Genomic DNA, 21,123 nt, shown 5'->3' on the forward strand with positions numbered 1-21,123 from the left:
TGGTGTTCGGTTTTGCTCCTTCCCCCAGAAGGGGAGAGAGAAAGAAGGGTCAGGCGGCCTTGCGGGCGGAAGCCGAGCGCTGCGCCACCAACTCCCGCGTGCGCGGAATCAGCTCGCGCCCATAGTCCAGCGCATCCTCCAGCGGATCGAAGCCGCGGATCAGGAAGGTCGTCACGCCCAGGTCGTAGTAGTCGAGCAGCGCATTAGCCACCTGCTCCGGCGTGCCGACCAGCGCGGTGCTGTTCGAGCGGCCGCCGATCTCCTGTGCCACTGCGGTCCATAGCCGCTTGTCGAGCCGCGAGCCTTTCTCGGCCGCGGCCAGCAGGCGCTTCGCGCCTTCGCTCTGCTGCGGACCGCCTCGGTTGTAGCCCTGCACCACGCGCAGGCGCTTGGTCTCCGCCAGGATGTTCTCCGCGCGCGCCCACGCGGCCTCTTCGGTCTGCGCCAGGATCGGACGGAACGACACCGAAAAGCGCACGCCGCGCCCATGCTTCGCCGCCTCGGCGCGCACGCGCGTGGTGAGCTCGCGCGCCTGGTCGAGCGACTCGCCCCACAGCGCGTACACGTCGGCGTACTTGCCCGCGACCGGAATCGCGGCCTCGGAAGCCCCGCCGAAATACACCGGCACATGCGGCTTGCCGCTGCGCGTCTGCACCGGCTTGACTTCGGAGAAGGCGTTCTGGAAGCGGTAGTGCGCGCCCTCGTGATCGAAGGGCTTGTCGGCCGTCCATACCTTGTGCAGCACCTCGAGGTATTCGTCGGTGCGGGCGTAGCGCTGGTCGTGATCGAGCCAGTCGCCGTCGCGGCGCTGTTCCTCGTCGGAGCCGCCCGAGATGTAGTGCACGCCAAGCCGGCCGCCGCTGAACTGGTCGAGCGAGGCAAACTGCCGCGCGGCCAGCGTGGGCGCGACGAAGCCGGGGCGGTGCGCGAGCATGAAGTGGATGCGCTCGGTGACCGAGGCGGCGTAAGCCACCGTGAGCGTGGCGTCGGGGCTGGTCGAGTGGTGCGGCACGAGCACGCGGTCGAAGTCGGCCGTTTCGTGGGCCTGCGCGAAGGCGCGCACGTAGTCGCGGTCGAGCGACGGTCCGTTGGCGGCGTGGATCTCCGAGACCTTCTGTCCCTGGATCATGCCGATGAATTCGACGCCGTCCTGGTGTTGCTGGCTCATGGTTCTTGTCCTCGTGAATGGAAAGTGGATGTCAGGCGGCGGGCAGGCGCAGCACGTTCTCGAAGCTGCGGTCCCACAGCGGTTTGACGTCGGCCGGACCGTCGAGCACGCCGATCTTCAGGAAGGTGTCGGCCACGTCCTGGTGGCTGCGCACGACCGCATCGCTGACGGGGCCGAGGCTGTACTCACCGCTGCGGCGGTTGAAGAGCTCGACGATGTCGCCCACGGGCACGCGCGTTTCGGCCGACTGCGCGCGGGCGTAGGCCAGGAAGTTGCCGTTGATCCACGCGAACGAGCGTTGCAGTCGCTGCAGCAGGTCGCCCAGCGCGGCACGGTGCAATGCATCGTCGAGCGCGCGCGGATTGGCGTAGATGGGGAAGTTGCCCGAGAGATACCCCACGCCGGTCTTGATGACCCGCGCGCCGTACTGCGTGCGTGCCAACTGGCCGTTGTAGCCATAGATGGCCCAGGCATCGAGGTCACCGCGCGCGAAGGCCGAGAGGCCGTCCGACGGCGTGAGACTCACGGCCTGGATGTCGCTGAACGACAGGCCCGCTTCGGCCAGTTGCCTGGCGAGGTAGTAGTGCGAAGTGGTGGCGCGCACGTAGCCTACGCGCTTGCCCTTGAAGTCGGCGATGCTGCGGATGGGTGCATCCTTGCGCGCCAGCGTGGCCTGGTTGTTCAGGTCTTCGTGCGTCACGGCCACCAGCTTCACGCTGGACTTCTGCCGCGCCGCGAACACCGGCGGAATCTCGCTGCCCGAGCCCAGGTCGAGTGCATCGCCGTTGATGGCCTCGATGTGCAGCACGCCGTTGTTGAGCTCGCGCCAATCGATCTTGTAGGGCGTGTCGGCCTGGCCCGAAGCGGTGAGCAGCGGCCGCCAGAGGCCCTTGTAGGTGCCCACGCGCAGCGTGACGCCCGACAGGTCGCGCGACGGCGACGCAGCCTGGGCCAGGCCCGCTGCTCCGGCGGTTGCAGCCGTGCCCCACGCGGCGGCGGCTTGCAGCAGGCGGCGCCGGTCGAAAAGGAAGTCTGTTTTCATCCACCGAACCGTAACCAGGCGGGCAGCGGAAGCGAACGCAGAAAAACGAGTTTGCATATGCGGGATGCGTCGTTTCCCGGCGGCAGGCGGCCCGCTAACGTCTGGGCACCATGAGTGCACTCCCCTTGCGCCGCGCGCCGGCCACGCCTGAAGAACCATCGCCTCCCCCACCCGCCACCGTCGATGCCGCGGTCCTGGCGCGGCTGTCGGCGCAGTTCGCCGCCACCGCGGCCGACCATGATCGCAGTGGCGCCTTTCCGCGCGAGAACTTCGCGGCGCTGCAGGCGCAGGGGCTCATCGGGCTCGTCGCCCCCGCCGAACACGGCGGCGGCGGCGCCACGCTGGCAACGGCACGGCGGGTGATCGCGGCCGTGGCGCGCGGCGAGCCAGCCACGGCGCTGATCCTCACGATGACCTATCTGCAGCACCACGCGCTGACGCGCACCGACAGCCGTTGGCCGCCGCAGCTGCGCGAACGCGTGGCGCGCGATGCGGTGGCGCACGGCGCGCTGATCAATGCGCTGCGGGTTGAGCCCGTACTGGGTTCGCCCGCCCGCGGCGGCTTGCCGGCCACGGTCGCGCGGCGCGAGGGCAGCGGCTGGAAAATCGATGGCCACAAGCTCTATACGACAGGCATCGAGGGCCTGAGCTGGCTCGCGGTGTGGGCCCGCACCGACGAGGCCACGCCGCGCACCGGCGTGTTCCTGGTGCCGCGCGAAGCACCCGGCGTGCGCGTGATTCCCAGCTGGGACCACCTGGGCCTGCGCGCCTCGGGCAGCCACGAGGTGGTGTTCGAGAACGTCGCCATCGGTCTCGACCATGCAGCAGACCTGCGCGCGCCGGCCGACTGGGCGCCTGACGCGGGCAGCCAGACCGACATCGACGCCCATGCCACGCAACAGGCATGGATGACGGTGCTGCTCGGCAGCCTCTACGACGCGGTAGCGACGGCCGCGCGCGACTGGCTGGTGGGCTTCCTGAACCAGCGCGCGCCCGGCAGCCTCGGCGCGCCGCTGGCGAGCCTGCCGCGCGTGCAGGAGCACGTGGGCGAAATCGAGGCGCTGCTGCGAACCAACCGCCTGCTGCTCGACGACGCGGCCGCCGCTGTCGATCATGGCCATCCACCGCCGGCCGCCGACAGCGGCCTGCTCAAGTACACGGTGACGGGCAACGCGGTCCGCGCGGTCGAACTGGCCCTGCAGCTCAGCGGCAACCACGGCCTCACGCGGCAGAACCCGCTGGAGCGGCACCACCGCGACGTGCTGTGCAGCCGCATCCACACGCCGCAGAACGACGCAATCCTGGTCGCGGCGGGCAAGCGTGCGCTGCTGTCGCCGGGAGTCGCCGCATGACGTCCCTGCCCTTCCCGAAAGCTTCGCGCCGCGATTGGTTCAAGCAAGGCGCCGCCCTCTCATTGGCTGCAGCCGGTTCGCTGCGCGCCCTCGCACAACCACAGACCACGCTGGTGCTCGGCGACCAGGCCGGCGGCCTGCGCTCGCTGTTCGAGGCCTCGCGCACGCTCGAAGGCGCACCCTTCGCCTACCGCTGGGCCAACTTCCAGGGCGCGGCGCCGCTGTTCGAGGCGCAGCGCAGCGCGGCGGTCGACACGGCCATGGCCGGCGACCTGCCCGTGCTGGCCGCGGCCGTCGGAAAGACGCCGCTGAAGATCGTCGCCACGCGCGTCGGCAAGGCCGACTCGCTGGGCATCGTGGTGCAGCCTGATTCGCCGCTGCGCAGCGTGGCCGACTTGCGCGGCAAGACGGTGATCGTCTCCTCGGCGCGCGGCAGCATCTCGCAGTACCAGCTGTACGGTGCGCTCGAAGAAGCCGGCGTGCCGCGCAGCGAGGTGACGGTGAAGTTCGTGCTGCCGACCGATGCGGCATCCGCCTTCGCGTCGAAGCAGATCGATGCGTGGGCCATCTTCGATCCGTACTACACGATCGCCTTGCAGCAGGGCGGGCGCATCCTGCGCGACGGGCGCGGCATCAATACCGCCCTGGGCTTCATCACCGCGAGCGAACATTCGCTGGCAGACCCCGCCCGGCGCGCGGCCATCGTGCAGTTTCTGGACCGGCTGGCCCGCGCGGGCGACTGGGCGCTGGCCAACCCCGAGGCCTACGCGCAGGCCTACAGCCAGCTCACGCGGCTTCCGATCGAGTCCGCTCGCATCATCACGGCGCGGGCGTCCGTGGCGGGCCGGCCGGTGAGCGAGGCGGACATCGTCGCGCTGCAGGCTGTGGCCGACCGCTCGGCGCGCGACGGCATCCTGCCGGTGCGCGTCGACGTTCGCGCGATCACGGACACCAGCGTCTGGAAGCGCACGGCGTGATCGCGCCGCTGCGCAAATTCGTCGGTGCCTTCGGCCGGCTGCTCGACAGCGCGCCCGACGAGCCCCGCATTCTTTCGGAAGGCGGCGCGCTGCTGCGCACGCTGGTGGCGCGCGACGACTGGCTGCCCGAGGCCTTTGCACAACCTGACCCGCTGCGCTACCAGCAATTCCTGCTGCACGCGGACAGCACCGAGCGCTTCTCGGTCGTGAGTTTCGTGTGGGGACCAGGGCAGGCCACGCCGGTGCACGACCACACGGTGTGGGGACTGATCGGCATGCTGCGCGGCGCGGAGTACAGCCAGGGCCATGTGCTCGACGCGCAGGGCCGTGCGCAGCCGCAAGGCGAAGCGGTGCGGCTCGATGCCGGTGACGTGGAAGCCGTGTCGCCCACCGTCGGCGACCTGCACCGCGTTCACAACGCGCATGCGGACCGCGTATCGATCAGCATCCACGTCTACGGCGCGAACATCGGCGCCGTGCGGCGGCATACTTACCCGGCGCAGGGCGGCCGCAAGCCCTTCGTCTCCGGATACTCCAATGCGCTGCTGCCCAACCTGTGGGACCGCTGCGCCGAACTCGGATCTTCTTCGACAACCGCATGACGACTGCCTCCTTTCCCACCCTTCCCTTCGCCGCCGTGCGCGCGCGGCTCATCGCACGCGAAGAAACCGCCCTGCTCGACGTGCGCGAGGAAGATCCGTTCGCACAGGAACACCCGCTGTGGGCTGCGAACCTGCCGCTCTCGCGCGTCGAGATAGAGGCCTGGCGGCGCATTCCGCGGCTCGACACGCTGATCGTGCTGTACGGCGAGCACGGCGGCGCCGACCTTGCCCCGCCGGCCGCGAACACGCTGGCCGCGCTGGGCTACACGAACGTGCACCTACTCGAAGGCGGCCTCGAAGGCTGGCGCAAGGCGGGCGGCGAGCTGTTTCGCGACGTGAACGTGCCGAGCAAGTCATTCGGCGAGCTGGTCGAGCACGAGCGGCACACGCCCTCGCTCTCTGCGCCCGAGGTGAAAGCGCTGGTCGATGCGAAGGCCAACGTGGTGGTGCTCGACGCGCGCCGCTTCGACGAATACCGGACGATGAGCATTCCCTCGGCCACCAGCGTGCCGGGCGCGGAGCTGGTGCTGCGCGTGCGCGAGCTGGCACCCGATCCGGCCACGCAGGTGATCGTGAATTGCGCGGGGCGCACACGCAGCATCATCGGCACGCAATCGCTGGTGAATGCGGGCATTCCGAACCCGGTAGCGGCGCTTCGCAATGGCACGATCGGATGGAAACTCGCGGGACAGGTGCTGGACCATGGCGCGAACCGGCAGGCGCCCGTTGCGGTGTCACCGGCGCATCGCGCGCAGGCGCAGGCCGATGCAAGGCGCGTGGCCGATCTGGCCGGTGTGCGCCGCATTGCACTCGACGCCCTGCAAACGCTCGAAGCGCCCGGACGCACCGTGTACCGCTTCGACGTGCGCACGCCTGAGGAATATGCGGCGGGCCACCTGCCCGGCTTTGCCAGCGCACCCGGCGGACAACTGGTGCAGGAAACGGATCACCAGGTGCCAGTGCGCGGCGCGCGCATCGTACTGGCGGACGACGATGGCGTGCGCGCTTCGATGAGCGCCTCATGGCTCGCGCAGATGGGGTGGGAGGCCTACGTGCTGGAAGTGGTGCCGACGGCTGCGGCGTTCATCGAAACAGCGGCACCGGCGAGCGCCTATCCAGCTGTCGCCGCTGCCGTGGGCGAGATCGCACCGAAGGAACTCGCGGTGTTGCTGCAGCAGCAAACCGGCACGGCGGTGATCGACGTGACCACCAGCGCGAACTACGTGAAGCGCCACATTCCGGGCGCCTGGTACGCGATCCGCGCACAACTCGCGCAGGCGCTCGACGCCGTCATTCCACCCGCCCAGCGCTACGTGCTAACCTGCGGCAGCAGCCTGCTCGCCCGCTATGCCGCAGCCGACCTGCGCGCCCTGCTCGACGCGCGCGGCGAGGGCGACGTCGAGGTGCGTGTGTTGGAGGGTGGCAACGCGGCCTGGTTCGCAGCAGGCCTCGAAGCGGAGACCGGCGAGACGCGCCTCGCGACCGCACGCACCGACCGCTACCGCCGCCCCTATGAGGGCACTGACGCCTCCGCCGAAGCGATGCAGGCCTACCTCGATTGGGAGTACGGCCTGGTCGCACAGCTGGGACGCGATGGCTCGCATCACTTCAACGTGATCTGACCCGCGAAAGAAAGCATTTTGAAAGGATTTCGACACGCCGGTGACACTGTGTCGCCAGGGTAAAGGCCGTCATCCGGCCAAGCGGCAAGGCGTTGGAGATTCATATCGACAACAACTCGTCCCAGGAGCTTTGCCATGAGATTTCCTGTTCTTGCCCTGTCCGCTGCCGCGCTGGCAGCCACCCTGACCGGCTGCGTGGTTGCGCCGGCTCAACCCGTGTATGCGGCGCCTCCGGGCGTGGCCTACGTCGCTCCGACGTACGTGTCGCCCGGCGTCGGGTTCACATGGGCCTACCACCCGCGCTACGGCTGGGGCTGGCGCCACCCGCAATACGGCTGGCACCGCGGATGGCGCTGAGCTGCGGCGGCTGACGCCGCTGCGCAGCCAGGCCAGCTAGCTCGGCTCGGCGCTCTTGAACAGCGCCGCGACCTTGCGCTTGGACTTGATGTTGCTGGAGATGCCGCGCGCGGGCGTGGCTGCCTTGGCGGCAGCTTCCCAGGCGGGCGTGGCGTCCGGCTCGCCGGGCTCGTAGGGCTTGTCGAAGAACGGATCGCGCGGCGCCGACGGCGCGCGGTGCGGGCGTCCACCGCCGCGGCGGGCTTCGGCTTCGCGGCGTTCGCGCGGCTGGTCGAGCACATCTCGTGCGTCGCCGGCTTCGCCTTCTTCGCGCCAGTGGCGGCGTCCGTCGTTGATGCGGCCGCGCGGGCGGTCTTCCTCGAATTCGACCGGCTCGAGTTCGATCTTCTTCTTGATCAGTTTCTCGATGTCGGCCACCAGGCGCGCATCGTTGCCACCGCTGGCAAAGCTCACGGCGAGGCCCGAAGCGCCGGCGCGGCCGGTGCGGCCGATGCGGTGCACATAGTCTTCGGCGTTGAACGGCACATCGAAGTTGAAGACCGCCGGCACGTCCTTGATGTCGAGGCCGCGCGCCGCGACGTCGGTGCACACCAGCAGATCGACTTCGCCGGCCTTGAACGCGGCGAGGGCCTTCAGGCGTTCGTCCTGGCTCTTGTCGCCGTGCAGTGCGGTGGTGCGCAGGCCATCGCGCTCCAGCGAGCGTGCGAGGCGCGCGCAGCCGAGCTTGCTGTTGACGAACACGAAGGCCTGCGTGATGCCGCGCTGCTTCACGATCTGCTTGAGCGCACGGCGCTTGTCGTCGTCGCCCACGCTGTAGAAATGCTGCTCGACGGTGGAAGCCGTTTCGTTCGGCCGAGCCACTTCGATGGTGACGGGGTTCTGCAGGTAGCTGCTGGCGAGCCGCTTGATTTCAGGCGAGAACGTCGCCGAGAACAGCAGTGTGGTGCGCTGCTTGGGCAGGTAGCTCAGGATGCGCTGCAGGTCGGGCAGGAAGCCGATGTCGAGCATGCGGTCGGCTTCGTCGAGCACGACGTATTCGACCTGGTTGAGCACCGCGTTCTTGGCTTCGATGTGATCGAGCAGCCGGCCCGGCGTGGCCACCAGCACTTCGACGCCCTTCTTCAGTTCCAGCGTCTGCGGCTTCATGTCGATGCCGCCGAACACGACCGTGCTGCGCAGGTTGGTGTACTTGGCGTACAGCTTGACCTGTTGCGCGACCTGGTCCGCCAGTTCGCGCGTGGGCAGCAGCACGAGGGCCCGGACCGGGTGCCGCGCCGGAGAGGTCGAGGCGTTTTCATGCTTGAGCATGCGCTGCAGCAGCGGGAGCGAAAACGCCGCCGTCTTGCCGGTGCCTGTCTGGGCGGCGCCCATCACATCCTGGCCCGAGAGCACGACCGGAATGGCCTGCTCCTGGATCGGTGTCATGGTCTCGTAGCCCATTTCGGCCACGGCGCGCGCCAGCGGTTCCGCCAGCATCAAATTGGAGAAGGAGCTTGTCATTGAGCCCGCTATTGTCGCATTGCCGCAAAAAACGGCAGTGACTTCGGCATGACAACGCCCGCGCCCATGGATTTGCTATTTATTCAATAGCAATCCAGCCAGCATCGACGGGCTATTCGGGGGCATGCAACTCAAAGGCTGCGTGCATTGAAAGTGTCGCAGGCCTTGATGTCGCCGCTTTGATAGCCCGAGCCGAACCATCGTTGGCGCTGCGCGCTCGATCCGTGGGTGAAGCTGTCGGGCACCACCGCACGGCCCGCGGAACGCTGCAAAGCGTCGTCGCCGATCTTCTGCGCAGCATTCATCGCGGCCTCGATGTCGCCCGGGTCGAGCCATTTCTTCGACTCCTGCGAATGGTGGGCCCACACGCCCGCGAAGCAGTCGGCCTGCAGCTCGACGCGCACGCTCATCGCGTTGTTCTGCGTCTGGCTGAGTCGGCCGCGCATGCCGTCGACCTTGGCGGTGATGCCGAGTTCGTCCTGCACGTGATGGCCGACCTCGTGCGCAATGACGTACGCCTGTGCGAACTCGCCCGGCGCGCCGAGCTGGTTCTTCAGCGTGTCGTAGAAGCCGAGGTCGATGTAGACCTTCTGGTCGCCCGGGCAGTAGAACGGCCCCATCGCCGACTGCCCCGTGCCGCAGGCCGTGGGCGTGGCATCGCGGAACAGCACGAGGCGCGGTGCGTGGTAGGTGCCGCCGTTCTGCCTGAATACGGCCGTCCACACGACCTCGGTGTTCTTGAGCACCGTCGAGACGAACGCCGCTTCGCGGTCGCCGGACGGCGGCTTGGGCGCGGGTCCCTGCTGTTGTTGCTGCACCTGGGCCGGACCGCCACCGCCGCTGAGCAGGCTCAGTACCGTGAGCGGGTTGATGCCGAAGACCCAGCCCGCGATCAGCGCGACCGCGATGGTCCCGATGCCGATGCTGCGCCCGCCGATGAAGCCGCCCCCACCGCCGCCACCTTCACCGCGGCGGTCTTCGACGTTGTCCGATTGTTCGTTGCCTTCCCATCTCATCGCAGTCTCCTTGCCGGCCATTGCAGGAGGATTTGCCGGCGTTCGCAGGATGGTACTTGTCCCGGCGCCCCCCAGGGTAACCGGCCGTCAGCGGCCGGCCGGCAATACGTCAGGTTTTTGGCAGAGTGACGCCGCGCTGGCCCTGGTACTTGCCGCCACGGTCCTTGTAGCTGGTCTCGCAGACCTCGTCGCTCTCGAAGAACAGCACCTGCGCGCAGCCCTCGCCCGCGTAGATCTTGGCGGGCAGCGGCGTGGTGTTGCTGAATTCGAGCGTCACGTAGCCTTCCCATTCGGGCTCGAACGGCGTGACGTTGACGATGATCCCGCAGCGCGCGTACGTGCTTTTGCCCAGGCAGATGGTCAGCACGTTGCGCGGGATGCGGAAGTACTCGACCGTGCGCGCCAGCGCGAAGCTGTTGGGCGGGATGATGCAGTAGTCGCCGTGCATGTCGACGAAGCTCTTCTCGTCGAAGTTCTTCGGGTCTACCACGGTGCTGTGGATGTTGGTGAAGACCTTGAATTCAGGCGCGCACCGGATGTCGTAGCCATAGCTCGAGGTGCCGTAGCTGATGATCTTGTGGCCTGCGGCCTCGCGCACCTGGCCGGGCTCGAAGGGCTCGATCATGCCGTTCTGCTCGGCCATGCGCCGGATCCATTTGTCGCTCTTAATAGACATTGAAAACACCCCAGTCTTCGCGCACTTCGTGTCGCTACGCCAACCCCTCAAGGGGCAACACCAGCGGCCCGGCAAAGCCGGTTCCGCGGTGTTCCTGGAAAAGGTTTCGCCGCGCTCGCTGGGTCGGCGATTGTGGCATGGGCGGGTTCGCCCTCTCAGGCCTCAGCCAGCCTGCGAAATCACCGTGCGCTCGACCAACCGGTCGTCGCCCAGCACGATCATCGCGAAGAGCATTTCTTCCAGCGTGTTCGCCAGCTTCGTCTTGCGCGCCAGCAGCGGCGTGGCCGCCGGATTGAGCACCAGGAAGTCGGCTTCGCAGCCCGGCTGCAGGTTGCCGACCACGCCGTCGAGCCTCAGCGCGCGCGCCGCGCCGCCGGTGTGGCGCCACCAGAGTTCCGAGGGCGCGATGCTCAGGCCGGCCTTGGTCTGGCCTTCACGGCCGACGTAGTAGGCCGCCATCATGGTGTGGAAGGGGCTGAAGCTGGTGCCGCCGCCCACGTCGCTGGCCAGGCCATAGGGATAGTCCACGCGGTCGGCCGCGCCGAAGTCGAAGAAGCCGCTGCCGAGGAACAGGTTGCTGGTCGGGCTCACGGCCGCGGCCGTCTTCGTCTCGCGCAGCAGCTCGCGGTCGGCCTCGTCGAGGTAGATGCAGTGCGCGTACACGGCGCGCTCGCGCATCAGGCCGAAGCCGGCGTACACGTCGAGGTAGGAACGCGCCTTCGGATACAGCTCGCGCACCCATTTCACTTCGTCGCGGTTCTCCGCCACGTGCGACTGAATCCAGGTGTCGGCGTACTTCGCGGCCAGTTCGCCCGCGCCGCGCAACTGGGCTTCGGTGCTCGCGGGCGCGAAGCGCGGCGTGATGGCATAGCCCAGGCGGTCGACGTTGTGCCACTTGCGGATCAGTGCCTCGGTATCGATCAGGCTCTGCTCGGTTTCGTCGCGCACGCCGTCGGGCGAGTTGCGGTCCTGCAGCACCTTGCCGGTGATCATGCGCAGGCCGCGGCGCTGGGCGCCTTCGAAGAAGGCGTCGACCGAGGCCACGTGCGAGGTCGCGAAGGTCAGCGAGGTGGTGACGCCGTTGCGCAGCAGTTCGTCGAAGAACACGTCGGCCACTTCGTTCGAATGCGCAGGGTCGGCGAATTTGCTTTCGGCCGGGAAGGTGTAGTTCTCGAGCCAGGGCAGCAACCCCGGCGAGGGCGAACCGATGATGTCGGTCTGCGGGAAGTGGATGTGCATGTCCACGAACCCCGGCGCGAGGATGCGCCCGGGCAGGTGGGTCGTGTGCGCGTCGGGATGGCGCGGCTCGACGGCGGCATGGCTGCCGGCATCGAGCACGCGCTGGCGGCCGGTGCCGTCGGGGGCGACGACCAGCAGCCCGTCTTCATCGAAAACGGGCTGGCCGGCGGCATCGAATCGCAGGAGGGAGGCGCGGTAGGCTTTTTTCATCGTGGGTAGGGAGGGTAATCCAGCCCCGCCGGCCCACGATTTCCACGCGCGTATGAGTGCTATATGCGGAATGCACTCAGCGCGCTGGCAGTGCACGCGACTGGATGTCGAAGGGCACGCCGGTCGGCACAGGCCCATCGCCGTCCTTGCGCTTGGTCAGCAGCGAATACTTCGACTCGATGAAATAGACGCGGTTGCCCCATACCGCACCGGACGACGGGTCGTTGAGCCCCGCCACCACCGTCTGCAAGCCGAGCCTTGCACCGTCGACGCGCGCCACGGTGACCTGGCCGCCATAGGGACCCTCGCCGAAGGCATTGCTTTCGAACAGCACGAGCCGGCCCGGCTTCCAGGCGCGGATCGCGTCGACGTTCTTCAGCACGCGCGGAGCTTCGATGCGCGTGACCTCTCCCGCATTGCCGTCGGCGCCCAGGCCGATGCGCAGCACGTAGGACGCCGCGGCCACGAGACTCACGTAGACATCGCGCCCGCCGTCGATGGCGATGCCATTCAGCCCCTTGTAGGGCCCCGGACCGGCCAGCGCCGGGTCTTCCTTCCAGACCGCGAGCGCGGCGGCGCCCGGCGCGAGCTTCAGCACGCGCGGGTGAAAGGAGTCGGTCACGTAGAGGTTGCCGCGCGCGTCCTGGGCGAGGTCGTTGCAGTAGCCGTTGTCGGGCATCGCATAGCTGGCACGCGGTGCGCCGGTGGCCAGGTCGTAGCGCTTGAGCGCGCTCGGCGTCTGCGGCACGGTGGTGAAGCCGCTGTTGCCCGAGCAGATCCACAGCGCCCGCTGCTTCGCATCGACCAGCACGCCCTGCCCGTTCGCAAGCCCGTTGGCGCCGGGCTTCACCAGCACTTCGGCCTTCGGGGCGACGCCCGGCTTCAGCCGCGCGACCGCGCCCTCGCGCCAGCTGCCGACGTAGAACGTACCGTCGGGGCCGATGGCGACGCTTTCCGGATACCAGTCGTCGGGCAGGGCCTGTACGGCGGGCGGGGCGGCCGAGGCCGTCGCCGCGACGTACGCGAGCAACGCCCCGAGCAGCAGTGCGCGCGCCCGCGTCATTGCCACACGCGATATACGCGTCCCGTCTGCGGCCCTTCGACACTGCGGATGTAGGCCTGCGCAGCCTTCGCCGCCGACACCGACTCGAACCCCGGAAAGAACGACCCGTACAGCGGCAGCGACTCGGCCAGCACCGTCGGGCTCACCACGTTGATGCGGATGCCGCGCGGCAGTTCGATGGCAGCGCCGCGCACGAAGCCTTCGACCGCCGAGTTGACCGCCGTGGCATTCGCGCCGTGGCGGATCGGCTCGTCCGCCACGATGCCCGTGGTCAGCGTGATCGAGCCGCCGTCGGTCAGCACATGCTGGCCAAGCAGCGCGAGCCGCACCTGGCCGAGCAGCTTGTCCTGCAGGCCGACGTTGAAGTCGGCCGGCCGCATCTCGTTCAGCGGCCCGAAGAACAGCCCGCCCGCCGCCGACACGATGGCATCGACCCGACCGACCGCCGCATACAGCGCCTCGACGCTCGCGTCGCTCGTGATGTCGACCTGGTGATCGCCACGCGTGCGGCCTGCGCGAATCACCTCGTGGTGGCGCTCGGCCAATGCCTGCGCCACCGCACTGCCGATGGCGCCTGTCGCGCCCACAACCAGAACTCTCATGAAAACCTCGCCGGATTGAATGAACAGGCGGCATTGTTTTGCGAACCATCAATTTGATAAATTGCCGTCCGGTTCGGTCATTCGAAACTTCAGGTTTTCAATATGGACAAACTGCGCGCCATGGAAGTCTTCGTTGCCACGGTGGATGCGGGCAGCTTCGCTGCGGCCGCGGAGGCGCTCGACCTGTCGGCCGTGATGGTCGGCAAGCACATCCGCGCGCTCGAAGAACAGCTCGGCGCGCGCCTGCTGGAGCGCACCACGCGCCGCCATTCGCTCACGGAAATCGGCGCCGCCTATCTCGAGCGCTGCCGCGACGTGCTCTCCAGCGTGCACATCGCCGACGGCGTGGCCGAGTCGCTGCGCGCCATGCCGCAGGGCGTGCTGCGCGTGACCGCGCCGGTGGCGTATGGCGCGCACCGGCTCACGCCCGTGATCGGCGAGTACATCGCCGCCTATCCGCAGGTGAAGGTGGAGCTGAGCCTCAACGACCGCGTGGTGGATCTCGCGGAGGAAGGCTTCGACTGTGGCATCCGCTCGGGCGCCGCGGTCGACGAACGGCTCATTGCAAGGCCGCTGGCGCTGTCGCGCATGTACGCGGTGGCCAGCCCCGAATGGGTCGCATGCCACGGGCAACCCAAGCACCCATCCGACCTGGAGGCCTTCCCGCTGCTGGGCTTCGCGACCTGGGGACCGGACCATGCATGGCGCTTCACGCGCAAGGGCAAGACGGTGCATGTGCCCGTGCGCGGCCCGCTCACCACCAACAACGGCCAGGCCCTGCTGGCCGCAGCCATGGCCGGCGTAGGCGTGATCGTGCAGGCCGACGCGCTGCTCGGGCCCGCCATCGCCTCGGGCCAGGTGGTGCGGCTGTTGCCCGGATGGGAACTGCCCACGCGGCAGGTGCACATCATGCGGCTGCCGGAAGCGCGGCCGAGTGCCAAGCTGCGGACCTTCGTGGACTTTGTGGTCGAGCGGCTGGGCTGAAGATCCGCGTTCTACTGATAAATGACGTCAGCGGTGACACCTGCGCCGCTTCGCCAGCGCATCAAGACCCTGTTGCGCCGAAGCTCCATCGCCGCGGGCAACGCCGTCGGCCCGCAAGCCCGTTAACGGGCCACCCGCCCCTGCACACCTTCGACCAACCAGTTCATCTTCAGGATCTGCTCGTCATTCAGCTGCACGCCCTTGGCGATCACGACGTGGCCCTCGTTGTCGCGCACGTCGGCGGCCAGCGCACGAAACGGCTGCAGCTTGCCGGCCGCGATGTCCTTCTGCCGCGCCAGCACTTCGTCCTGCACGGCCTTGGGCACCTTGGTGCCGAAGTCGCCGACGCGGATCATTCCTTCCCTCACGCCGCCCCAGAGGTTGCCGCTCTTCCAACTGCCTTCGAGCACGGCCTTCGCGCGCTGCGTGTAGTAGCCGCCCCACTGGTGCGTGACCGCGACGATCTGCGCGTCGGGCGCGATCTTGCGCATGTCGGAGTGATAGGCAACGGCCATCCTGCCGCGCTCCTGCGCCGCGGCCATCACGGCGGTGGAGCCGGTGTGGAAGGCCACCACGTCGGCGTTCCGGTCGAACAGCGCCATCGCGGCGTCGCGCTCCTTCGGCGGATCGAACCACTCGTTGAGCCACACCACGTGGACCTTCGCAGCCGGATTCACCGAGCGCATGCCGAGCGCGAAGGCGTTGATGCCCTGCAGCACCTCGGGAATCGGGAAGCCCGCGACGTAGCCGGCGATGTTGGTCTTCGTCATGCGGCCGGCCGCGATGCCCGCGAGGTAGCGGCCCTCGTAGTAGCGCGCATTGGCGGTCGCGACGTTGGGCGCGGTCTTGTAGCCGGTGATCGATTCGAACTTCACCTCGGGGAAGTCCTTCGCCACCTTCAGCGTCGGCTCCATGTAGCCGAAGCTCGGCGTGAAGATGAGCGTGTTGCCCTGTTGCGCGAGGTCGCGGATCACGCGCTCGGCGTCGGCGCCTTCGGCCACGTTCTCGACGTAGGTGGTCTGGACCTTGCCGCCCAGCGCCGCATCGACGGCCTTGCGGCCTTCCTCGTGCTGGCGCACCCAGCCGGCATCGGTGACGGGCGTGACGTAGACGAAGCCGATCTTCAGCGGCGCTTTGGGCGACTGCGTCTGCGAAAAGGCGGGAGAAAAGAAAAAACAGGCGGCAGCGCACGCCAGAACGGCGCGGCCAACGAGGTTTTTGTACATGGTGTTCCTCTACATGGCCCCGGAAAAGCACAACCCGCAGCCGGCCGGGACGCCCGGCTGCGGGGTTCGGATTTTAGTGCGGCCTTCGCGCGGCCGTTTTTCTACTCGAGCTGCACATGCTGGCGCACAGCCTCCAGCAACAGCGTGGCCAGCCGGCTCGCCGGGGCCTCGGAGTGGGCCTGCGCACGATAGAGCACGAGCGATATCTGCGGCAGCGCCGGCAGGGACAGCGTCGCGCGATCGATGGCGCGTACGTGCGAGGGCAGCCCGAAAGGCGTGCGCACCGTAAGACCCAGTCCGGCCGATGCGGCAGCCCACAGCGCCGCGAGGCTGGCACTGCCGAAAGCCCGGCGCCACGGCACGCCGGCGCGGTCGAGCGCGGTGATCACGATCTCGCGCAACGGGCACGGGGCGTCGAGCATGATCAGCGGCAGCGGCTCCTTGCTCCTGGCCTGGCGCGTACCGGCGCCGCGGCTCTCGCGCTCCGTCCACCAGGGTGCTTCGACCCTATCGGGCGTCTTCGGGCCGATCCACAACAACGGCAGGCGGGCGACGCGTTCGGCGTAGGGCGACAGGGGCTGGTCGCCCGCGTCCCACGCCAGTGCCAGGTCGAGCTGGCCGAGTTCGAGCCGCTCGCGCAGTTCGCCGCTGCGCGCCACGCAGGCCTCGATGCGCACCTTGGGATGTGCGCGCGCGAAGCGGCCAAGCACGGCGGGCAGCAGCGTCTCGCCGAAGTCTTCCTGCAGGCCCAGGCGCACCCAGCCCTGCAGGTCGGTGCCGCGCATGGCGGCGCCGGCTTCTTCATTCAGTTCGAGCATGCGGTGGGCATAGGTCAGCAGCGTCTCGCCTGCATCGGTGAGCTCCAACCCGCGGCCGGCCTTGCGGAACAGCACGGTGCCGGCCTGCGACTCCAGCTTCTTCAGCTGCGCGCTCACCGCCGAGGTCGAACGGCCCAGCCTGTCGGCCGCGCGCGCATAGCTGCCGAGCGCGATGCCGGTGGAGAAGGTGCGCAGCACGTCGAGATCGAACATCACCTGGCTCATGTCGGGTCCTTTTCTTATAGTCCTGATTTTTGGGACGATGGGCTCATTATTTTCTGATTTTCAAAACCTTTGCAGCGGCCGACACTGCCCTGCAACATGACCCCTTCACCCCACTCCTCTTCGTTTTCCCCACGCCACCGCTGGAAAGTGCTGGCTGCAGGCGTGGCCGCCAACGCGGCCTTTTCCGTGGCCTTCAGCGGCATTCCCATGACCGCCGTGCTGATGCGCACCGGCTACCAGCTCGACAACGCCACGCTCGGGCTGGTGCTGGGCCTCATGGGGCTGGGCATTGCCGTGAGCGAGCTGCCGTGGGGCCTGTTGACGGACCGCTGGGGCGACCGGCCCGTGCTGCTGACGGGCCTGGGCAGCACGGCCGTCGCGCTGGTGGCGATGGCGCTGTGGGCCGCGCCGGGCGCAGGGCACATTCCCGGCCTCGGCTGGCTCGGCGCCGGGCTGCTGCTGGTCGGCCTGCTGGGCGGCAGCGTCAACGGTGCCAGCGGCCGTGCGGTGATGACATGGTTCGACGCTGGCGAGCGCGGCCTCGCGATGAGCATCCGCCAGACGGCCGTGCCGATGGGCGGCGGCATCGGCGCGCTGGTGCTGCCCTTCGTCGCTCTGCACTTCGGCTTTGCCGCGCTCTACGGCCTGCTGGCCTTGCTGTGTGCGTTGAGCGCGGCCATGAGCTGGGCCTGGGTGCACGAGCCGCCTGTCGCGCCCCGTACCAAGGCCACGGCCGAAGCGCGTGCCGTGTCCAAGAGCGGCCCGCTGCGCGACGCTCGCGTGTGGCGCATCGTGCTGGGCATCGGCATTCTCTGCGCGCCGCAGTTCGCGGTGCTGTCCTTCGGCACTGTGTTCCTGCACGACTTCGGACATGCGGGCCTGGCGACGATCACCGCTACGATGGTCTTCACGCAGGTCGGTGCGATGGTGATGCGCGTGTGGAGCGGCCGCTGGACCGACCGCCGCCGCAACCGGCCGGCCTACCTGCGCGCCTGCGGCGCCCTCAGCGTGCTGCTGTTCGCTGCACTCGCGGTGCTGGTGATGGCCGCCGGTACACATGTCGCCGATTCATTGGCGCTGCGGATCGCGCTGGTCGTGCTGCTGGGTGTGAGCGGTGTCTGCGTGTCGGCATGGCACGGCGTGGCCTACACCGAGCTCGCCACGCTGGCCGGCGCATCCCGTGCCGGCACGGCGCTGGGCATGGCGAACACCAGCGTGTTCCTGGTGTGCTTCATCACGCCCTTCTCTATTCCCCACCTGCTGGCGCTGCAGGGCTGGCCGCTGGTGTGGCTCGCGGCCAGCGCCTGTGCGCTGGTGGCAATGCCACTGCTGGTGCCGCGGCCCGATACCGCAGCCACTGCCGATCAGAAGGTCGCGAAGACCGCGTTGAGCCGGTCGACGTAAGCGCGCTTTGCGGCCGCGTCGATGAAGCTGCCCTCGAAGCTGTTCGCCGCGAGTTGCCAGGCCTGCTGCGCGTTGAGCCCGGTGGCCGCGAAGGTCTGCGTGAAGTTCTGGTTCATGTAGCCGCCGAAGTAGGCTGGGTCGTCCGAGTTGACAGTGGCGACCAGGCCCGCATCGAGCAGCGCGCCCAGGTTGTGCTGCGACAGGTCGGGGAACACGCAGAGCTTGAGGTTCGACAGCGGGCACACGGTGAGCGGGATGCGGTCTTGTGCGAGCCGCTTCATCAGCGCCGGGTCTTTGGTGCTTTGCACGCCGTGGTCGACGCGCTCGACCTTGAGCACGTCGAGCGCACTCCACACGTACTCGGGCGGGCCTTCTTCGCCCGCGTGCGCGACGAGGTGAAAACCCAGTTCGCGGCAGCGCGCGAACACGCGCGCGAACTTTTCCGGTGGGTGGCCGACTTCACTCGAATCGAGCCCCACGCCGATGAACTTGTCCCGAAACGGCAGCGCCTGCTCCAGGGTCTCGAAAGCCTCTTCCTCGCTCAGGTGACGCAGGAAGCACAGGATGAGAGCCGCGCTCACGCCGAGCAACGGCTGCGCATCGACGCATGCGCGGTGCAGGCCGTTGACCACCGTTTCCATCGCCACGCCGCGCGCGGTGTGCGTCTGCGGGTCGAAGAACATCTCGGTGTGCACCACGTTGTCGGCCGCGGCGCGCTCCAGGTAGGCCCAGGCCATGTCGTAGAAGTCCTGCTCCTTGAGCAGCACGCTGGCGCCGGCGTAGTAGATGTCCAGGAAGCTCTGCAGGTTGGTGAAGGCGTAGGCACGGCGCAGTTCCTCGACGCTGGCGTACGGAATGGACACGCCGTTGCGCTGCGCGAGCGCGAAGATGAGTTCGGGTTCGAGCGAGCCCTCGATGTGCATGTGCAGCTCGGCCTTGGGCATGGCGCGCAGCAGCGCAGGCAGGCGCTCGGCGGCGATGCGGTCGAAGCTCTTGTCGTAGGTGGGGCGGAAATCGGTCATGGTGGGTGCGAACTGCTGCTGCGTTGTGATCCCGCACAGCATAAGGGCACCCACCTGCCGGCGCGATGTCTGAAACCGTATAGGTGTCAGTCGATGCTGCGCGCCGAACTGGTGAGCGAGCGCGCGCACAGCAGCAGCGTGGGCGCCAGCTTGCGCACCGCCTCCTCCAGCGTCCAGCGGCTGGTCGGCGCGACGATGTGCACCGAGGCCACCGGCCTCCCCTGTGCACCCAGCACGGGCGCGGCGATGGTCATGTCGCCGAGGAAAAGCTCCTCGGCATTGGTGGCGAAGCCCTGCTGCCGCGCCTGGCGCAGCTCTTCCAGGATCTCGTCCACGCCGGTGCGGGTGTGCATGGTGTGGGCCACGCGGTCGGAGGCTTCGATGAGCGCGCGCGCCTCGTCCTCGGGCAGCGCGCTGAGGAAGGCGCGCCCCGAAGCCGTGCAGTACATCGGAATGCGGCTGCCGATGGGCATGTGCACCGGCACGAACTGCGCGCTGACGAAGCGCGCCACGTAGACCATGTCCAGCCCGTCGGGCTCGGTGAGGCAGGAGGTTTCGGTCGTCACCTTGGTGAGTTCCGACAGGAAGGGGTTGGCCACGTCGATCAGCGAGTGCGCCGCGAGGTAGTTGAAGCCGATCTCCATGACCCTCGGCGTGAGCTGGTAGCGCCGCGTCTTCGGGTGCTTGCGCACATAGCCCAGCTTCTCGAGCGTGAAGACCATGCGCTGCGCCGAGCTCTTGGTGATGTCGGTGGCCTCGGCCACGTCGGCCAGCGTCATGGTGCGGCGCCGGGCGCTGAAGGCGCGCAGCACGGCCAGGCCCTTCTCCAGCGACTGATTGAAAAGCAGGCTCTGGCCGTCTTCGGGGGCTGTGTCGGGTGTGGCGTCCATGGCGGTGGAGTATAGCCACGTTCCTTCGAAATATCGAATATCGATATTTCAGACTCGACTAGTGGTTTTTATTTATTGTTTAGAGATTCAAAAGAATCGATTATTGGCATGCATGTTGCATCGCGGGTGCCGCGCATCTTTTCCTTCCCTGTCTCTCTTTTCTTTCTTCTTTCTTCAACTTCCCTTGCTTCGAGGAGTGCTTCCATGAATCGCATCGTTCGCCGCCTTCATCGCCTGGCCCTGGGTCTTTGCATCGCCGGCGCCGCCTCGCTGGCCGCCGCGCAGGGCGCCGCGCCCACCTACAACGTGGGTGCCACGGCCACCGGCGTGCCCTTCACCTTCCTGGACGTGAAGACCAACAGCATCCAGGGAATGATGGTCGACACCGTCACCGCCGTGGGCAAGGCCGGCGGCTTCGGCGTCAACGTGCAGCAGACGGTTTTCTCCGCGCTGATCCCCTCGCTCACCGCGCGCAAGATCGACATCGTCTCGGCCGCCATGCTGAAGACGCCGGCACGCCAGGAGGTGGTCGACTTCAGCGACCCGGTCTACTCGTACGGCGAAGGCCTGATCGTCAAGGCCGACGACGCCCGCGCATACGTCTCGCTCGACGAGCTCAAGGGCGAGGTGGTGGGCGCGCAGGTCGGCACGGTGTTCCTCGACATGCTGAACAAGAAGGGCATCTTCAAGGAAGTGCGCAGCTACGACTCGGTGGCCGACATGACGCGCGACCTCTCGCTCGGGCGCATCAAGGCGGGCCTCGGCGACCAGCCCATCATGGCCTACCAGATCCGCCAGAACACCTTCCCCGGCGTGAAGCTGGTCGACAGCTACAAGGCCGTGAACGTGGGCGACGTCTGCCTGGTGGTGCGCAAGGGCGACACCGAGACGCTGGCGCGCATCAACAAGGCGATCGCCGCCATCAAGGCAGATGGCACGCTCGCCAAGATCGTCCAGAAGTGGGGGATCTGATGCACACCCCCAGACTTCGCGCACTTCGTGTCGCTGCGCCACCCCCCTTGCAGGGGGCAACACCTGCGGCCCGGCAAAGCCGGCTCCGCGGTGCTCCCCGAATGGGCCTGCCTACGTCGGCCGGTCGATTCGACGGGCCGCGCACCGCGCGACAGG

Annotated in this window: 21 protein-coding genes; 8 read left to right on the forward strand and 13 right to left on the reverse strand. The window is 68.0% G+C overall.

The window, feature by feature from the left end; translation table 11 throughout:
* Nucleotides 1–49: 49 nt before the first annotated feature.
* Both ACCD11_RS15765 and ACCD11_RS15770 read right to left on the reverse strand, forming a co-directional pair.
* Nucleotides 50–1,168 carry an LLM class flavin-dependent oxidoreductase gene (locus ACCD11_RS15765; protein WP_413314589.1) on the reverse strand — a complete coding sequence of 373 codons (1,119 nt, stop codon included), beginning with the start codon at nucleotides 1,166–1,168 and terminating at the stop codon, nucleotides 50–52.
* A 31-nt stretch (nucleotides 1,169–1,199) separates the two neighbouring features.
* Entirely contained in the window at nucleotides 1,200–2,210 is a 1,011-nt protein-coding gene (locus tag ACCD11_RS15770; RefSeq protein WP_413314590.1) for an ABC transporter substrate-binding protein, read from the reverse strand.
* A gap of 110 nt (nucleotides 2,211–2,320) precedes the next feature.
* Between ACCD11_RS15770 and ACCD11_RS15775 the strand changes: the two genes are divergently transcribed.
* From ACCD11_RS15775 to ACCD11_RS15795, 5 genes are all read left to right on the forward strand, one after another.
* Nucleotides 2,321–3,562 carry an acyl-CoA dehydrogenase family protein gene (locus tag ACCD11_RS15775; protein WP_413314592.1) on the forward strand — a complete coding sequence of 414 codons (1,242 nt, stop codon included), beginning with the start codon at nucleotides 2,321–2,323 and terminating at the stop codon, nucleotides 3,560–3,562.
* The gene (locus ACCD11_RS15780; protein ID WP_413314594.1) at nucleotides 3,559–4,539 is read left to right on the forward strand and encodes an ABC transporter substrate-binding protein; all 981 of its coding nucleotides are present in this window, start codon (nucleotides 3,559–3,561) and stop codon (nucleotides 4,537–4,539) included. The genes ACCD11_RS15775 and ACCD11_RS15780 overlap by 4 nt, the downstream gene beginning before the upstream one ends.
* On the forward strand, nucleotides 4,536–5,141 hold the full coding sequence (locus ACCD11_RS15785) for a cysteine dioxygenase (protein WP_413314596.1): 606 nt from the start codon (nucleotides 4,536–4,538) through the stop codon (nucleotides 5,139–5,141). The genes ACCD11_RS15780 and ACCD11_RS15785 overlap by 4 nt, the downstream gene beginning before the upstream one ends.
* Complete coding sequence (locus ACCD11_RS15790; RefSeq protein WP_413314598.1) at nucleotides 5,138–6,763, forward strand: rhodanese-related sulfurtransferase; 1,626 nt, start codon at nucleotides 5,138–5,140, stop codon at nucleotides 6,761–6,763. The genes ACCD11_RS15785 and ACCD11_RS15790 overlap by 4 nt, the downstream gene beginning before the upstream one ends.
* A gap of 135 nt (nucleotides 6,764–6,898) precedes the next feature.
* The gene (locus ACCD11_RS15795) at nucleotides 6,899–7,120 is read left to right on the forward strand and encodes a hypothetical protein (protein WP_007837319.1); all 222 of its coding nucleotides are present in this window, start codon (nucleotides 6,899–6,901) and stop codon (nucleotides 7,118–7,120) included.
* Nucleotides 7,121–7,156: 36 nt separating this feature from the next.
* Here ACCD11_RS15795 and ACCD11_RS15800 read toward each other — a convergent pair whose 3' ends face one another.
* The 6 genes from ACCD11_RS15800 to ACCD11_RS15825 all read right to left on the reverse strand — a co-directional run bounded on the left by ACCD11_RS15800 (nucleotide 7,157) and on the right by ACCD11_RS15825 (nucleotide 13,426).
* The gene (locus tag ACCD11_RS15800; RefSeq protein WP_007837321.1) at nucleotides 7,157–8,620 is read right to left on the reverse strand and encodes a DEAD/DEAH box helicase; all 1,464 of its coding nucleotides are present in this window, start codon (nucleotides 8,618–8,620) and stop codon (nucleotides 7,157–7,159) included.
* A 131-nt stretch (nucleotides 8,621–8,751) separates the two neighbouring features.
* Nucleotides 8,752–9,636: a neutral zinc metallopeptidase gene (locus ACCD11_RS15805; RefSeq protein WP_007837323.1), complete on the reverse strand. Its 885-nt coding sequence runs from the start codon at nucleotides 9,634–9,636 to the stop codon at nucleotides 8,752–8,754.
* Between the two features lie 109 nt (nucleotides 9,637–9,745).
* The gene (gene dcd / locus ACCD11_RS15810) at nucleotides 9,746–10,312 is read right to left on the reverse strand and encodes a dCTP deaminase (RefSeq protein WP_015866656.1); all 567 of its coding nucleotides are present in this window, start codon (nucleotides 10,310–10,312) and stop codon (nucleotides 9,746–9,748) included.
* A gap of 162 nt (nucleotides 10,313–10,474) precedes the next feature.
* Nucleotides 10,475–11,761: a guanine deaminase gene (gene guaD / locus ACCD11_RS15815; RefSeq protein WP_413314599.1), complete on the reverse strand. Its 1,287-nt coding sequence runs from the start codon at nucleotides 11,759–11,761 to the stop codon at nucleotides 10,475–10,477.
* A gap of 76 nt (nucleotides 11,762–11,837) precedes the next feature.
* Nucleotides 11,838–12,824, reverse strand: a complete 987-nt coding sequence (locus tag ACCD11_RS15820; RefSeq protein ID WP_413314600.1) for a hypothetical protein — start codon at nucleotides 12,822–12,824, stop codon at nucleotides 11,838–11,840.
* The gene (locus tag ACCD11_RS15825) at nucleotides 12,821–13,426 is read right to left on the reverse strand and encodes a short chain dehydrogenase (protein ID WP_413314601.1); all 606 of its coding nucleotides are present in this window, start codon (nucleotides 13,424–13,426) and stop codon (nucleotides 12,821–12,823) included. The genes ACCD11_RS15820 and ACCD11_RS15825 overlap by 4 nt, the downstream gene beginning before the upstream one ends.
* A gap of 102 nt (nucleotides 13,427–13,528) precedes the next feature.
* Between ACCD11_RS15825 and ACCD11_RS15830 the strand changes: the two genes are divergently transcribed.
* Nucleotides 13,529–14,410, forward strand: a complete 882-nt coding sequence (locus tag ACCD11_RS15830; protein ID WP_413314602.1) for a LysR family transcriptional regulator — start codon at nucleotides 13,529–13,531, stop codon at nucleotides 14,408–14,410.
* 122 nt (nucleotides 14,411–14,532) lie between these two features.
* On the opposite strand, the gene ACCD11_RS15835 is transcribed toward ACCD11_RS15830, so the two are convergent.
* The gene (locus tag ACCD11_RS15835) at nucleotides 14,533–15,636 is read right to left on the reverse strand and encodes a BMP family ABC transporter substrate-binding protein (RefSeq protein WP_413314603.1); all 1,104 of its coding nucleotides are present in this window, start codon (nucleotides 15,634–15,636) and stop codon (nucleotides 14,533–14,535) included.
* Between the two features lie 101 nt (nucleotides 15,637–15,737).
* Nucleotides 15,738–16,679, reverse strand: coding sequence for a LysR substrate-binding domain-containing protein (locus ACCD11_RS15840; protein WP_007832790.1), 942 nt, complete (start codon nucleotides 16,677–16,679; stop codon nucleotides 15,738–15,740).
* 96 nt (nucleotides 16,680–16,775) lie between these two features.
* Between ACCD11_RS15840 and ACCD11_RS15845 the strand changes: the two genes are divergently transcribed.
* Nucleotides 16,776–18,083, forward strand: a complete 1,308-nt coding sequence (locus ACCD11_RS15845) for an MFS transporter (RefSeq protein WP_413314604.1) — start codon at nucleotides 16,776–16,778, stop codon at nucleotides 18,081–18,083.
* Here ACCD11_RS15845 and ACCD11_RS15850 read toward each other — a convergent pair.
* The 3 genes from ACCD11_RS15850 to ACCD11_RS15860 all read right to left on the reverse strand — a co-directional run bounded on the left by ACCD11_RS15850 (nucleotide 18,044) and on the right by ACCD11_RS15860 (nucleotide 20,201).
* A complete protein-coding gene (locus tag ACCD11_RS15850) occupies nucleotides 18,044–19,105 on the reverse strand; it encodes an adenosine deaminase (RefSeq protein ID WP_157632187.1) in 1,062 nt (353 codons plus the stop codon). The two genes, ACCD11_RS15845 and ACCD11_RS15850, sit on opposite strands and share 40 nt — an antisense overlap.
* 86 nt (nucleotides 19,106–19,191) lie before the next feature.
* Nucleotides 19,192–19,995 carry an IclR family transcriptional regulator gene (locus tag ACCD11_RS15855; protein ID WP_413314605.1) on the reverse strand — a complete coding sequence of 268 codons (804 nt, stop codon included), beginning with the start codon at nucleotides 19,993–19,995 and terminating at the stop codon, nucleotides 19,192–19,194.
* Between the two features lie 68 nt (nucleotides 19,996–20,063).
* Complete coding sequence (locus ACCD11_RS15860) at nucleotides 20,064–20,201, reverse strand: hypothetical protein (protein WP_413314606.1); 138 nt, start codon at nucleotides 20,199–20,201, stop codon at nucleotides 20,064–20,066.
* Here ACCD11_RS15860 and ACCD11_RS15865 point away from each other — a divergent pair.
* Nucleotides 20,200–20,967: an ABC transporter substrate-binding protein gene (locus ACCD11_RS15865; RefSeq protein WP_007832784.1), complete on the forward strand. Its 768-nt coding sequence runs from the start codon at nucleotides 20,200–20,202 to the stop codon at nucleotides 20,965–20,967. The two genes, ACCD11_RS15860 and ACCD11_RS15865, sit on opposite strands and share 2 nt — an antisense overlap.
* Nucleotides 20,968–21,123: the final 156 nt, after the last annotated feature.

The organism is Variovorax sp. Varisp36 (genome assembly GCF_047304235.1).
Taxonomy (GTDB): domain Bacteria; phylum Pseudomonadota; class Gammaproteobacteria; order Burkholderiales; family Burkholderiaceae_C; genus Variovorax.